The sequence below is a fragment of the Pseudomonas fluorescens genome (genome assembly GCF_902498065.1).
Classification (GTDB): Bacteria; Pseudomonadota; Gammaproteobacteria; order Pseudomonadales; family Pseudomonadaceae; genus Aquipseudomonas; species Aquipseudomonas fluorescens_BJ.
In genome coordinates, this window is the sequence record NZ_CABVIR010000001.1 from 155,849 (window position 1) to 169,081 (window position 13,233).

A 13,233-nucleotide genomic window follows, 5' to 3' on the forward strand; every position below is an offset into this window, starting at 1 on the left:
CCGGCTGGCGCAGAGCCGGATCGACCTGAAGACTGGATGGATCCTGCGTCGCAAGAGGATGTACCTCCGGCGGATGAGCCCACGCCGCTGTCCGATGACAGGCGATAAACAGAACCCGGCCGGTGTGCCGGGTTTTTTGTGCATGGCCGCTGTCCGCGTCATCGTTCATCGCGGGCAAGCCTGCACACAGTTTTTGTGTATGGCGAAAATCCCTGTGGGAGCGGGCTTGCCCGTGATGCAGGCGCCTCGGTTTGCCTGATTCACACAACTCGCTTGAAAACCAAGCAAGCGCTCGGTTAACTTCACTGAACCTTCAGTGGAGCTCGCCGATGCCTGCCTTTCAGGAATACTTCGACCCCAGCCACCAATTGGTCCGCGACAGCGTCAGACGTTTCGTCGAGCGCGAGATTCTTCCGGACATCAACCAATGGGAAGAAGCCGAAAGCTTTCCCCGCGAGCTTTACCTCAAGGCGGGTGCGGCGGGGATTCTGGGGATCGGTTACCCCGAAGCCCTGGGCGGCAGCCACGAAGGTGATCTGTTCGCCAAAATCGCCGCCAGCGAAGAGTTGATGCGCTGCGGCTCTGGCGGTCTGGTCGCCGGGTTGGGTTCGCTCGACATCGGCCTGCCGCCTGTCCTGAAATGGGCCCGGCCGCAGGTTCGCGATCGTGTCGTGCCGGCTGTGCTGGCCGGCGAAAAGATCAGCGCCCTGGCCGTCACCGAGCCCAGTGGTGGCTCCGACGTGGCCAACCTGCAAACCCGAGCCGTGCGTGACGGCGACGTCTACCGTGTCAGCGGCAGCAAAACCTTTATCACCAGCGGTGTTCGCGCGGATTATTACACCGTCGCGGTGCGTACGGGCGAGCCCGGTTTTGGAGGCATCAGCCTGTTGCTGATCGAGAAGGGCACGCCAGGATTCACCGTAGGCCGCCAATTGAAGAAAATGGGCTGGTGGGCGTCGGACACGGCCGAGTTGTTCTTCGATGATTGCCGCGTGCCTGCGGGCAATCTGATCGGCGCCGAAAACATGGGCTTCGCCTGCATCATGGGCAACTTCCAGAGCGAACGCCTGGCACTGGCGCTGATGGCCAACATGACCGCGCAACTGGCGCTGGAAGAAAGCCTGAAATGGGCCCGTCAGCGCGAAGCGTTCGGCAAGCCGATTGGCAAGTTTCAGGTGCTCAAACACCGCCTCGCGGAAATGGCCACGGCGCTGGAGGTGTCACGGGAGTTCACTTACCGTCAGGCGGCGAAAATGGCGGCGGGGCAGAGCGTGATCAAGGAAATTTCCATGGCCAAGAATTTCGCAACGGACACGGCGGATCGGATTACCACTGATGCGGTGCAGATTTTGGGGGGCTTGGGGTATATGCGTGAAAGCCTGGTGGAGCGGCTTTATCGCGACAATCGCATCTTGTCGATTGGTGGCGGGACGCGGGAAGTGATGAACGAGATCATCAGCAAGCAGATGGGGTTGTAGTTGGCGGTGTGGCGGCTGGCCTCATCGCGGGTAAGCCCGCACACAGTGATCTTTGTCGAATGCAAGATTTGCATCTAACGACAATCCTGTGGGAGCTTGCCAGCGATGGCGTCAGTGAAGGCGCCGCTTACTTATCGGTCAACGCAAACTGTGTCAGGCAGAAAGTAGGAATTCCCATGTCTTCCAGGCGCTGCGACCCACCCAGCTCCGGCAGATCGATAATCGCCGCCGCCTCATGAACCCGCGCGCCCATGCGCCGAATCAGGTTCGCGGCCGCAATCAGCGTGCCGCCGGTGGCGATCAGGTCATCGAACATCACCACCGAATCGCCTTCGCACAAGCTGTCGGCGTGGACTTCGAGGAAGGCTTCGCCGTACTCGGTCGCATAACCTTCGGCCAGCACGTCCGCCGGCAGTTTGCCTTGCTTGCGGAACAGCACCAGCGGCTTGTTCAACTGATAGGCCAGCACCGAACCGATCAGGAAACCACGGGCATCCATGGCGCCGATGTGGGTGAAATCGGCCTCGACATAACGGTGGGCAAAGCTGTCCATCACCAGGCGCAGGGCTGTGGGCGACTGGAACAGCGGGGTGATGTCGCGAAAGATGACGCCCGGTTTCGGGAAGTCGATCACCGGGCGGATCAGGGATTTGATGTCGAAGGAGTCGAAGACCATCGTCGAGTTGTCCTGGCAGGCTGCAAACGTCGCAGTATAACGGTGGCTGAACCGTTTCGCTCAGCCGCCGTCGTCGCAATCAACCGTCGATCGAGCCACCGGCCAGGGCGCAGAGCTGGATCGGATCAAGGATATGGATTTCCTTGCCTTCGGCGGCGATCAGTTCGTTTTGCTGGAAACGCGTGAACACCCGCGACACGGTCTCCACTGCCAGGCCCAGGTAATTGCCGATTTCATTGCGCGACATGCTCAGGCGGAACTGATTGGCCGAGAAGCCACGAGCACGGAAGCGCGCCGACAGGTTGACCAGAAAGGTGGCGATGCGCTCGTCGGCGGTTTTTTTCGACAGCAGCAACATCATCTGTTGATCGTCGCGGATTTCGCGGCTCATCACGCGCATCAACTGACGGCGCAATTGCGGCAGTTGCAGCGCCAGTTCGTCGAGGCGCTCGAACGGAATTTCGCAGACCGAGGTGGTTTCCAGCGCTTGCGCCGACACCGGATGCTTTTCGGTGTCCATGCCCGACAGGCCGACCAACTCGCTCGGCAAATGAAAGCCGGTGAGTTGTTCTTCACCGCCATCGCTGAGGCTGAAGGTTTTCAGGGCGCCCGAGCGTACTGCATAAACGGAGTCGAAAACGTCGCCCTGACGGAACAGGAACTCGCCCTTTTTCAGCGGACGGCCACGTTTAACGATATCGTCCAGCGCATCCATGTCTTCCAGATTCAGAGAAAGCGGCAAGCAGAGGGGAGCCAGGCTGCAATCCTTGCAATGGGCCTGGTTAGGAGCGCGCATCTTTACTGGCTCGGACATTTCTTAAATCCTTGTGGGAGAACACACATAAGACGTAAGGGTAACTCACGGAGAGACTATCCGGCCAGCGCTGTGCCGATTTGTCGCGCCGCGGTAAAGCGCCGTGATCGGCGGCCGATAACCGGGTATCTGTCTCTGCCCAAAGGTATTCGATTCATGGCCACCATCGGTGTGCTCAACTCAGGCAACAATGGGGTGCAATCACTGCTTGAGCCTGCAAGCGGCTCGACCGGCGAAAACTCGGCAATTGCCCTGGGCCCGGCCACTTCGCCCGTGGCTGAAGGCATCAAAGTCTCGTTGTCAGGCGCCGGTTTGACCAAGGCTGCCAGTTCCCACGGTGACAACAAGGACATTGAAGAAAGCGGGTTGCCGGAAAACATTCAACAGATACTGAAAATGATTCGCCGATTGCAGCAGCAAATCGCCGAGAACGTCGCGCGCATGCAAGCGGTGATGTCAGACAAACGACTCTCAGCCGAAGAGCGCAGGGCCAAACTGGGCGCGCTGCAAGCGGCCATCGGCTCGCTCAATGGCGGATTGATTACCGCCAATATGTCCCTGTCCAAAGCCATGACTCAGTCAAACCTGACCCCCGAGCAGGTGTTGAAGACCGCGTCTCTGGCGATGAAGCCTTAGATCACCCGCGAGAATCGCTGACGGTTCTGTTGTTCGAGGTGTGCGTCGAACACCATGCACACCGATCGCACCAACAAGCGTCCGGCGGGCAGAACGGTGATTCGTTCATTGCTCAGTTCAATCAGTCCGTCCTCGGCCATGCGTTGCAGTTGCGGCCACAAACTGCCGAAGTAACCACGAAAATCAATATTGAAAACCTTCTCGATCTCGGTGAACTCGAGGTTGAAACTGCAAATCAATTGTTGAATCACTGCTCGTCGCAGGCGGTCGTCGGCGTTGCACAGCAGGCCGCGGTTGGTGGCCAGTTGTGCGCTGGCCAAGGCGTTCTGATACTGATTCAGGTCGCTGCTGTTCTGGCAGTACAGGTCGCCAATCTGGCTGATGGCCGAGACGCCGAGGCCGATCAAATCGCAATGGCCGTGAGTGGTGTAGCCCTGGAAGTTGCGTTGCAGGGTTGATTCTTCCTGAGCAATCGCCAGCTCATCGTCGGGCAGGGCGAAGTGATCCATGCCGATGTAACGGTAGCCGGCGGCGGTCAGCTGTTCGATGGTGCGCTGGAGCATTTCCAGCTTCTGTGCAGGCGTCGGCAATTCGTCGCCGTTGATTCGCCGTTGCGGCAAGAAGCGCTCCGGCAAGTGCGCGTAGTTGAACACCGACAGTCGGTCCGGTTGCAGGTTGATCACTTCGTCGACCGTGCGGGCGAAGTTCTCCGGCGTCTGTCTTGGCAAACCGTAGATCAGGTCAATGTTGATCGAGCGAAATTGCAACGTCCGTGCGGCGTCGATCACCGCTCGGGTTTCCTCCAGGCTTTGCAGGCGATTCACCGCTCGTTGCACGGCCGGGTCGAGATCTTGCAGGCCGATACTGACCCGATTGAAACCCAGCTCACGCAGCAGGCCCATGGTCGACCAATCGGCTTCACGCGGGTCGATCTCGATGCCGTAGTCGCCGGAATCGTCATCCAGCAAGTTGAAGCTTTTGCGCAATTGGGCCATCAGCTGACGCAGTTCGTCGTGGCTGAGAAAGGTCGGTGTGCCGCCACCGAAGTGCAATTGCTCGACCTTCTGCGCCGGGTCGAGATGGCAGGCGATCAATTGGATTTCCTGCTCCAGGCGTTGCAGGTAGGGCAGTGCGCGGCCGCGATCCTTGGTGATGACTTTGTTGCAGGCGCAGTAGTAGCAAATGTTCGCGCAGAACGGCACGTGCACGTACAGCGACAACGGACGCAGGGCCTTGCGGCTTTCGCGCAGCGCATGGAGCAGGTCGAAGGAGCCGATATGACCATCGAACTGCGCGGCGGTCGGGTATGAGGTGTAACGCGGTCCCGCCAGGTCGTAACGGCGGATCAGATCGGTATCCCAACGAATGGCGTCGAGCATCATGCGGGCATTCCCCCGGATAGGCTGGCAGTGTCGGCAAGTCTATGGCGTGCGGCGTGGGGGCATCTTGATTTGCATCAACGGTCAGGATTCGGGTGGTCGGTGCGGGCCTCTTTGCGGGCACGCCTCGCTTCTACAGGTTTTGTGTCGAGCCCCGAATGTGTGGAAAGCCCCAATTCCTGTGGGGGCGGGCTTGCCCGCGATGGGGCCTGCGCCGATCTAGTGCCCCATGAGCCAATGCTGATGCGGGCCCGGGAGGGTCCAGATGCCAAACAACATCACCAGCAAGCCCCCCGTCATCCGTACATACCGTTTGCGCAACAGCGCCGTGACGCGCTCGGCCGCCAGCCCCGTGGCGAGCAACACCGGCCAGGTGCCCAGTCCGAACGCGAGCATCAGCAATGCACTGTCCAGCGCATTGCCCTGGCTCGCCGACCACAGCAGCGTGCTGTAAACCAGCCCGCACGGCAGCCAGCCCCAGAGCGCGCCCAGCAACAACGCGCGCGGCAGGCTCGACACCGGCAGCAATTTGTTCGCGACTGGCTGGATATGCCGCCACAGACCGCGACCGAGGCTTTCGATGCGGGTCAGGCCGCTCCACCAACCGGCGAGATAAAGGCCCATGGCAATCAGCAGCAGTCCGGCGAGGATGCGCATGAACATGGCCGCCGGGCTGTTCGCCACCGCCCAGCCCGCCAGGCCGATCAGCAAGCCCGCCGCGGCGTAGCTGAGAATTCGCCCCAGGTTGTAGGCCAGCAGCAATCGAAACCGACGGCTGCGTTGCTCTTTGGGGATCGCCAGGGTCAACGCGCCCATCAAGCCGCCGCACATGCCCAGGCAATGACCGCCGCCGAGCAGGCCGAGGATCACCGCAGACACCAGCAGTGGTGCCAGCTCAAACATGCGGAGGTGCCTTGTCGTCCGGTTTGGCCGGATGGCCGCTGGCCTCATCGACCGCGGCGGTGTGATTCGGGTCCTGGTCGTCGAACAGGATGCTATGGGCCGGGCCGTCGAGGTCGTCGTACTGACCGCTGTCGACCGCCCAGAAAAAGATGTAGACCGCGATGGCCACGATCAGCAGCGCGGCCGGGATCATCACGTAGAGAGCTGGCATGGTGAGACTCCATGCCCGCGCGGCTCAGGCCGGCAGCGGGCGGGTTTCTGGCGTGGCGTTGACCGCTGGCGTACTCGGCAGGCGAGTCAGGCGCAAGGCGTTCAGCACCACGGTCAACGAACTGATCGACATGCCGACTGCGGCCCACACTGGCGTGATCCAGCCGAGGGCGGCAAACGGCAACATAAGGCCATTGTACAGCCCGGCCCACAATAGGTTCTCGATGATGACCCGACGGGTGCGCCGAGCGAGGCTGAACGCTTGCACCAGCGCGTCGAGGCGGTTGGACAACAGTACGGCGTCAGCACTGGTTTTTGCCAGATCGGTGGCCGAACCCATGGCAACGCTGATGTCGGCGGCGGCCAGCACCGGCACGTCATTCACGCCGTCACCGAGCATCAACACCTTGCGACCTTCCTTGTGCAGCTGTTGCAGGACCTGCAATTTGTCGTCCGGGCGCAAACCGCCACGGGCCTCGTCGATGCCCAGTTCAGCGGCGACGCTGGCGACCATCGGCGAGCTGTCGCCCGACAGCAGTAACGTGCGCCAGCCACGCGCCTTGCACGCTTTCAACAATGCAGGTGCATCGGCGCGCAAACGGTCGTCGAGGACGAACCACGCCAGCGCTCCGACGGTGTCGCCGAGCAGTAGCCATTGGCCGGCTTCCTCCGGCATCCGCGGTACGGCGGCGCCACTGAGTTCGCAGACAAAACCCGGTTGGCCGATTCGCAGGCGTTGCTCGCCGACCACACCTTCCAGGCCCAGTCCCGGCGTGCTGTGGACTTCTTCGGCGGCCAGCGGCGCGCGGCCAAACGCACGGGCGATGGGGTGTTCGGAACGGTTTTCGAGGGCGGCGGCGAGGCTCAGGCATTGATCGCTGTCGAGCGCGCCGAGGGGGCGGATCGAGCGCAGCGCCAGGCGCCCTTCGGTAAGGGTGCCGGTCTTGTCGAAGATCACCGTGTCGATCTGATTCAGGCCCTCCAGCACATGGCCGCGGGTCAGTAGCAAACCCAGCTTGTGCAGGGTGCCGGTGGCGGCGGTGAGTGCGGTTGGCGTCGCGAGCGACAGGGCGCATGGGCAGGTCGCGACCAGCATCGCCAACACGATCCAGAATGCACGTGATGAATCCAGCTCCCACCAAAGCAGGCCAATGCAGGCGGAGGCGATCAGTGTCAGCAGCAGGAACCATTGCGCGGCGCGGTCGGCGATTTCCGCCAGTCGTGGCTTTTCGGCCTGGGCGCGGTCGAGCAGGCGGACGATGGCGGAGAGGCGCGTGTCCTGGCCCAGCGCCAGGACTTCCACGGTCAATGCGCCTTCGACGTTCAGGGTGCCGGCGGTGACAGCATCGCCCAACGTTCGCGGTTGTGGCAGGTACTCGCCGGTGAGCAGGGATTCGTCGATGCTCGACTGGCCGTCGAGGATCTTGCCGTCGGCCGGCAGGATCGCGCCGGGATGCACCAGCACTCGATCGCCGACGCGCAGTTCGCTGAGCAGGATCCGCTCACTCTGACCGTCGGCGCTCAGGCGCAAACACGAGGCGGGCAACAGATTGACCAGCTGTGCGGTGGCGGCGGCGGTGCGTTCGCGGGCGCGACGCTCCAGATAACGCCCGGCCAGCAGGAACAACGCAAACATGCCGACGGCATCGAAATACAACTCGCCGACGCCGGTGATCGAGGTCCAGATCCCGGCGATGTAGGCACTGCCAATCGCCAGCGACACCGAAACGTCCATGGTCAGGTGGCGGGTGCGTAAATCGCGCATCGCCCCTTTGAAGAACGGCGCGCAGCTGTAGAACACGATGGGCGTGGTGAGGAACAGCGCGACCCAGCGCAGGATGGTGTGCAGCTCCGGGCTGAGGTCGATGTTGAATTCCGGCCAGGTGGCCATGGTCGCCATCATCGCCTGGAACCACAGCAGCCCGGCGACCCCGAGTTGGCGCAGGGCCAGGCGGTTTTCGCTGGCCAGCTGTTCGCTGGCGCGGTCGGCTTGATAGGGATGAGCGGCATAACCGATGTGGCGTAACTCGCTGAGCACCTGGCTCAGCGGCAGTTGCGCATCGGCCCAGCGTACGTGCAGGCGATGGTTGGACAGGTTCAGGCGCGCTTCGGCCACTGCTGGCAAACCGCGCAAGTGTTTCTCGATCAGCCAGCCACAGGCCGCGCAACTGATGCCTTCCATCAGCAGCGTGGTTTCGGCGAGTTCGCCATCGTGGCGGACGAAGGGTTTTTGCACGTCGGCGCGATCGTACAGCGCCAGTTCGTCCACCAACTGCACCGGCAACGCTTCGGGGTTGGCCGAGGCTTCGCTGCGATGCTGGTAATAGCTTTCCAGCCCGCCGGCGACAATCGCTTCAGCCACGGCCTGGCAACCCGGGCAGCAGAACTCGCGGGTTTCACCGAGGACGGCAGCGGTAAAGCGGCTGCCGGCCGGGACGGGCAGGGCGCAGTGGTAGCAGGGGAGTGGCGTGGTCATCAGGTATTCACTGGTACCGCTGAATCTGTGTCGTCGGGTCGGGCCTCATCGCGAGCAAGCTCGCTCCCACATGGATCATTGGTGAACTCAAATTCTGTGTACGACAGTGATCAACTGTGGGGGCGAGCTTGCTCGCGATGTGCGCAGCGCAGGCTTTTTACTTTTTCAGGTCTTCCGCGCCTTGCAGCGGTTCGTCACCCAGCAGCAGATCCTTGTCATGGCTGACCAGCTCTTCTTCGAACATGCGCCAGATGTGGTCGTCCTGAGTGCCCAGCAGTTCGACAAAGCGACGACCTTCAACCTTGTCGCTCAACTGGCCGATGTAGCGGCCCTGTTCGGTTTCGCTTTGGGTGAGGGTGATCTTGCGATCCTTCTCGGGCTGGGTCGGCGAGATCAGGTTCAGTTCGAGGGTTTTTGGTTGGCTGTTGCCGCTCAGGCGCAGGTCGACTTCGCCGGTCACGTCATCCAGGTGCACGCTGGCGCGCAACAGCAGGGTCTGTGCCAGCAGTTCACGGTCGAGGGAGCGGTTGATGCCTTTGCCGGCCTCGTAGTAGTTGTCGTTGACCAGGTTGTCCGGGTTGTTCACCGCGATGGTCACCATGGACAAGGTCAGGGTCACCGAACAGGCGAGGATGGCGATGATGATCCACGGCCAAAGGTGCTTGTACCAAGGACTTGCGGCGTTTGCTGCGGGCATGATCACTTCTCTCAACGAATTTGTGGGCCGATGAATCGGCTCTTGGCTTCAACGTGGATGCTCTCGTCATCGGCATCCTTGAGGATGAATTTCACCTCGTTGGTGCTCGATGGCAGTTTTTCCGGGGCGATGGACAGTTCCACCGGCTGGCTGAAAATCTCGCCGGCGGCGACCTTGATCTCACGTTTGCCTTGCAGCTTCAGGTCAGGCAGGCCAGCGGCTTCCAGCACATAGGTGTGGTCGCGCTGATCCTTGTTCATGATCTTCAGGCTGTAGACGTTTTCGATTCGGCCTTCGGCATTCTCGCGATACAGCACGCGGTCCTTGCTGACGTCGAAACCGACCAGCGAACGCATGAAGAACGCACCCGCCAGCAAGCCCATCATCGCCAGCAACACGGCGGCGTAGCCGATCAGCCGCGGGCGCAGTTTATGGGTTTTTTGCCCGGACAGGTTGTGCTCGGTGGTGTAGCTGATCAGGCCGCGCGGGTAATCCATCTTGTCCATGATGCTGTCGCAGGCATCGATGCAGGCGGCGCAACCGATGCATTCGATTTGCAGGCCGTCGCGGATGTCGATGCCGGTCGGGCAGACCTGGACGCACATGGTGCAATCGATGCAATCACCCAGGCCCTGCGCCTTGTAGTCGACACCTTTCTTGCGCGGGCCACGGGCTTCACCGCGACGGGGATCGTAGGAGACGATCAGCGTGTCCTTGTCGAACATCACACTCTGGAAGCGCGCATACGGGCACATGTAGATGCACACCTGCTCGCGCAACCAGCCGGCGTTGCCGTAAGTGGCGAGGGTGAAGAAACCGACCCAGAAATACGACCAGCCATCGGCCTCGCCGGTGAAGAAGTCGATGGTCAGCTCGCGGATCGGCGAGAAATAACCGACGAAGGTCATGCCGGTTGCGAAGCCGATCAACAGCCACATCGAGTGTTTGCTGAGTTTGCGCAGGAACTTGTTGCCGCTCATCGGCGCCTTGTCGAGCTTGATGCGCTGGTTGCGGTCGCCTTCGGTGACTTTCTCGCACCACATGAAAATCCACGTCCAGACGCTTTGCGGGCAGGTGTAGCCGCACCAGACGCGACCGGCGTACACGGTAATGAAGAACAGGCCGAACGCGCTGACAATCAGAATGCCCGAGAGCAGGATGAAGTCCTGAGGCCAGAACGTTGCGCCAAAAATGAAAAATTTACGCTCCGGCAAGTTCCACCAGACGGCTTGATGACCGCCCCAGTTCAGCCACACCGTGCCGAAATACAACAGAAACAAAAAGGCCCCGCCCATCATCCGCAGGTTGCGGAACAGGCCGGTGAAGGCGCGGGTGTAGATCTTTTCTCGAGAGGCGTAAAGGTCGACGCTGTTGTTCGCGTTCTTGGCAGGCGGGGTAACGTCGTGTACCGGAATCTGGTTGCTCATCGGTTGCATCCCACGGCAGTGGAAAAATGCCTCGGTCAGTGCATGCCGACCGCGGTCAAAAAGGGCTGTTGCAGTGGCGCAATGATACGCCTCTAGCTCTAACTCAAGGGTGCGACCTTTGGTCGCGTTGGGGAAAAATCATGAATGGTGTAGCAGATGTAACAAAACATGATTCAGATCAATTGACTTGTCGAGTATAGCTGGCCGGTGTTCGTCATCGACGCCAACGGTTTTGACGTTGGCGTCGATCTGCGCGTTATTTGACCGGGACAGTGTGAGTCGCGACCGGGTTAAGCCAGTCGTTGCCCGCGATGACGTTCACTGTCATTTGCGTTCTATCGGCAGAGAACGTGGCATACAACCAGCTTTGCTGGACCGCCGAACCGCTCATGAACAGCGGAATATCTGCGTAGATGTAGTTGCTCGACTCATATTTCCCGCTTTGTTTGTTCGCATTCGCGGAAAACACGGCGGTCACGCCGTAGTCCTCGATCATCTTTGTGAACCGGAAAATCTCGCTCTCCCTGACCGGCCAGTGAAACGGTTGATGCAAGTTCAGCAAAATGATTTTGCCTTGCGCCCGTGCCCGCTGCAGATCGCGTTCCAGCCAGTCGAGGGATGCCGTGATCTCATAGGCGGTTGTCTGGAAGAACGAGCCGGTGGAAAAGTTGACGTTGTAAGTGGGTTCGTTGTGCAACTGAACAAGGTGAACGTCACCGTAATCCCGGGAGTATGCGAGGCTGCCATACCAGGTTTTCGTCAGGCCGGAAGCCCGCGCCGCGAGGTCCATGTTGGCGACTTTTCCCCAGTACCGATCCTTGAGGTCGTCCACGCTTGCGGCGGCGCAACGCGTGCAACTGGCGACGTTGAAGTCGTAGTCGTGACTGCCCAGGCCATAGTCATAGAGATTGCTCAGTTTGTTCTGCAATACCGCGTTGAGGTAGGTGCGTTCACTGGGTTGTCCTGATGCCGTCATGTTGCCGTTGATCATGACGGGAACGGCAGCGGCGCCTCCCGATTGCTTGCGAAAGTCAGCGATGCTGGTGTACTGCGCGTCGATCAGCCACCGTGAACGTTCTTCCTTGTTTGAGGCGGATTCAACTTCGCCTTGTTCGGACTTTTCACTTGAGGGGAACTTGGGGTCCGAAGCAAATACGATATGTCGCGGGGCGAAGTCAGTAGCCATTAAAGAAGTGGCCGTTACAGCGAGCGCCAGGATCAACACGGTGGGTGGTGTATAAAATTTCATAGAAATCCATTTCCATTAAAGTGGTAGTTGTATTGAAAGTCAGGAGGGGATTTAAGCGGGTTGGTTTGATTGGTTCAATCAGTAAGTTTTGTTTTTTTTGAAGCTTATGTTTCGTGATTCTAAATATGTTATTTGTTGGTGTTGAGTAAGTGCTGTTGTAGTTTGCTTTTTGCAGGTAAGTTTTTAAATGGATTTTTTTGGTTCTGCTCACTATTAAGTATTAAGGAAAAAGGCATTATGCAAATAAGCAAAGGATGGCGATTGTTGGTGTTGCTGGTCAGTGTCTGGGCAGTTCCTGTTGCGTATGGGGCTTCGTCGGCGCAAACGCCACGGCATATAGTGTTCGCTTCTGACCCGCAGTTTCCCTGGACCGACAACACCGATGCCCGGTTGCCGGAGTCCGATTCGCAGCGGTTGGAACGCTCCAGGTGGCTGATTGAAACCCAGTACGACAGCATTGCGGACTTCAGGCGATATCAGGGGGGAAGCGCGGCGGTGCCCGTGATGATCAATGGCGATATGACCGCCTTCGGTCATGCGGGGGAGCGTTCCTACGTCCAGCAGACGCTGGATGCAAAACTTCAAGGGGTTTATGACTACGGGTTGGGTAATCATGATTATCAAAATAACGTGAATGATTGTTTTCTGAATAATTGCGCCGCTGGAAGCATTGAAGATCTGAAGAAACGTTATTGGGGAAAGGTCGATAGTATGGATTTGGCGGCACGGGCTTCATGGCCGAGCACCATTTATTACGGCAGCCTTGCATACTCAAGGGAATATGGTGATGTGCATCTGGTGCAGTTACATAACGAGCCGACTTACTCGGTGAGCTTCTCTTCGGGCACCCTTTTCAGTCCGACGGTTTTTGAAATTACTCCGGCACTCGATTGGCTTGAGCGTGACCTTGAACAGGCACGCGCGCAGGGGAAAATCATTCTCCTGAACATGCATAAACCCAACGATTTTATGGGCGACTGGAGTCAGGAAAAACGCTTCAGGGATATGATCGATAAATATGAAGTGACTGCAATGTTCGCCGGTCATCTTCATAGGAATGGTGGCTCCATGTGGTACACGAGCAGTGTGCCCGGTTTCATCAGTGGCAGCGCATCCCAGCAGACTTACCTGATCGCCAGTTTTTCCGAGGATCGTAAAAACCTGCACGTCTACGCGGTCGACAACAACCAGTGGCAAAAACGTGAACTGATAGCGACAGTGCCGGCGATATCAAAGCGGACCAGTCGCCCATAAAAAAGGCCCCGCCAGTTCTCACTGACGGGGCCTT

12 protein-coding genes are annotated in these 13,233 nt (G+C 59.5%); 3 read left to right on the forward strand and 9 right to left on the reverse strand.

Annotated elements, in window-relative coordinates:
- Positions 1 to 329 precede the first annotated feature (329 nt).
- Positions 330 to 1,478, forward strand: coding sequence for an acyl-CoA dehydrogenase family protein (locus tag F8N43_RS00740; protein ID WP_150632525.1), 1,149 nt, complete (start codon positions 330 to 332; stop codon positions 1,476 to 1,478).
- 127 nt (positions 1,479 to 1,605) lie between these two features.
- On the opposite strand, the gene F8N43_RS00745 is transcribed toward F8N43_RS00740, so the two are convergent.
- Entirely contained in the window at positions 1,606 to 2,154 is a 549-nt protein-coding gene (locus F8N43_RS00745) for an adenine phosphoribosyltransferase (RefSeq protein ID WP_027921719.1), read from the reverse strand.
- 79 nt (positions 2,155 to 2,233) lie between these two features.
- Positions 2,234 to 2,968: a fumarate/nitrate reduction transcriptional regulator Fnr gene (gene fnr, locus F8N43_RS00750; protein ID WP_150632526.1), complete on the reverse strand. Its 735-nt coding sequence runs from the start codon at positions 2,966 to 2,968 to the stop codon at positions 2,234 to 2,236.
- A 156-nt stretch (positions 2,969 to 3,124) separates the two neighbouring features.
- Between fnr and F8N43_RS00755 the strand changes: the two genes are divergently transcribed.
- Positions 3,125 to 3,604, forward strand: a complete 480-nt coding sequence (locus F8N43_RS00755; protein WP_150653062.1) for a hypothetical protein — start codon at positions 3,125 to 3,127, stop codon at positions 3,602 to 3,604.
- Here F8N43_RS00755 and hemN read toward each other — a convergent pair.
- From hemN to F8N43_RS00790, 7 genes are all read right to left on the reverse strand, one after another.
- The gene (hemN, locus tag F8N43_RS00760) at positions 3,601 to 4,983 is read right to left on the reverse strand and encodes an oxygen-independent coproporphyrinogen III oxidase (RefSeq protein WP_150632587.1); all 1,383 of its coding nucleotides are present in this window, start codon (positions 4,981 to 4,983) and stop codon (positions 3,601 to 3,603) included. The two genes, F8N43_RS00755 and hemN, sit on opposite strands and share 4 nt — an antisense overlap.
- A 219-nt stretch (positions 4,984 to 5,202) precedes the next feature.
- Positions 5,203 to 5,886: a sulfite exporter TauE/SafE family protein gene (locus F8N43_RS00765; protein WP_008028545.1), complete on the reverse strand. Its 684-nt coding sequence runs from the start codon at positions 5,884 to 5,886 to the stop codon at positions 5,203 to 5,205.
- Complete coding sequence (ccoS, locus tag F8N43_RS00770) at positions 5,879 to 6,097, reverse strand: cbb3-type cytochrome oxidase assembly protein CcoS (RefSeq protein WP_008028543.1); 219 nt, start codon at positions 6,095 to 6,097, stop codon at positions 5,879 to 5,881. Before ccoS ends, F8N43_RS00765 begins: the two co-directional genes overlap by 8 nt.
- A 24-nt stretch (positions 6,098 to 6,121) precedes the next feature.
- Entirely contained in the window at positions 6,122 to 8,572 is a 2,451-nt protein-coding gene (locus tag F8N43_RS00775; protein ID WP_150632528.1) for a heavy metal translocating P-type ATPase, read from the reverse strand.
- Between the two features lie 157 nt (positions 8,573 to 8,729).
- Positions 8,730 to 9,269 carry a FixH family protein gene (locus F8N43_RS00780; RefSeq protein WP_150653063.1) on the reverse strand — a complete coding sequence of 180 codons (540 nt, stop codon included), beginning with the start codon at positions 9,267 to 9,269 and terminating at the stop codon, positions 8,730 to 8,732.
- 11 nt (positions 9,270 to 9,280) lie between these two features.
- Positions 9,281 to 10,696 (reverse strand): cytochrome c oxidase accessory protein CcoG, encoded by a 1,416-nt coding sequence (gene ccoG / locus F8N43_RS00785; protein ID WP_150632529.1) that lies wholly within the window; start codon positions 10,694 to 10,696, stop codon positions 9,281 to 9,283.
- Positions 10,697 to 10,952: 256 nt separating this feature from the next.
- Positions 10,953 to 11,945 (reverse strand): metallophosphoesterase family protein, encoded by a 993-nt coding sequence (locus tag F8N43_RS00790; protein WP_150653064.1) that lies wholly within the window; start codon positions 11,943 to 11,945, stop codon positions 10,953 to 10,955.
- Positions 11,946 to 12,182: 237 nt separating this feature from the next.
- Between F8N43_RS00790 and F8N43_RS00795 the strand changes: the two genes are divergently transcribed.
- On the forward strand, positions 12,183 to 13,199 hold the full coding sequence (locus F8N43_RS00795; RefSeq protein WP_150637949.1) for a metallophosphoesterase family protein: 1,017 nt from the start codon (positions 12,183 to 12,185) through the stop codon (positions 13,197 to 13,199).
- Positions 13,200 to 13,233: the final 34 nt, after the last annotated feature.

Excerpts from the sequence above, each read along its gene's own strand:
- F8N43_RS00740 (WP_150632525.1), top strand. The coding sequence starts at position 330 with ATGCCTGCCTTTCAGGAATACTTCGACCCCAGCCACCAATTGGTCCGC.
- F8N43_RS00745 (WP_027921719.1), bottom strand. The coding sequence starts at position 2,154 with ATGGTCTTCGACTCCTTCGACATCAAATCCCTGATCCGCCCGGTGATC.
- fnr (WP_150632526.1), bottom strand. The coding sequence starts at position 2,968 with ATGTCCGAGCCAGTAAAGATGCGCGCTCCTAACCAGGCCCATTGCAAG.
- F8N43_RS00755 (WP_150653062.1), top strand. The coding sequence starts at position 3,125 with ATGGCCACCATCGGTGTGCTCAACTCAGGCAACAATGGGGTGCAATCA.
- hemN (WP_150632587.1), bottom strand. The coding sequence starts at position 4,983 with ATGCTCGACGCCATTCGTTGGGATACCGATCTGATCCGCCGTTACGAC.
- F8N43_RS00765 (WP_008028545.1), bottom strand. The coding sequence starts at position 5,886 with ATGTTTGAGCTGGCACCACTGCTGGTGTCTGCGGTGATCCTCGGCCTG.
- ccoS (WP_008028543.1), bottom strand. The coding sequence starts at position 6,097 with ATGCCAGCTCTCTACGTGATGATCCCGGCCGCGCTGCTGATCGTGGCC.
- F8N43_RS00775 (WP_150632528.1), bottom strand. The coding sequence starts at position 8,572 with ATGACCACGCCACTCCCCTGCTACCACTGCGCCCTGCCCGTCCCGGCC.
- F8N43_RS00780 (WP_150653063.1), bottom strand. The coding sequence starts at position 9,269 with ATGCCCGCAGCAAACGCCGCAAGTCCTTGGTACAAGCACCTTTGGCCG.
- ccoG (WP_150632529.1), bottom strand. The coding sequence starts at position 10,696 with ATGAGCAACCAGATTCCGGTACACGACGTTACCCCGCCTGCCAAGAAC.
- F8N43_RS00790 (WP_150653064.1), bottom strand. The coding sequence starts at position 11,945 with ATGAAATTTTATACACCACCCACCGTGTTGATCCTGGCGCTCGCTGTA.
- F8N43_RS00795 (WP_150637949.1), top strand. The coding sequence starts at position 12,183 with ATGCAAATAAGCAAAGGATGGCGATTGTTGGTGTTGCTGGTCAGTGTC.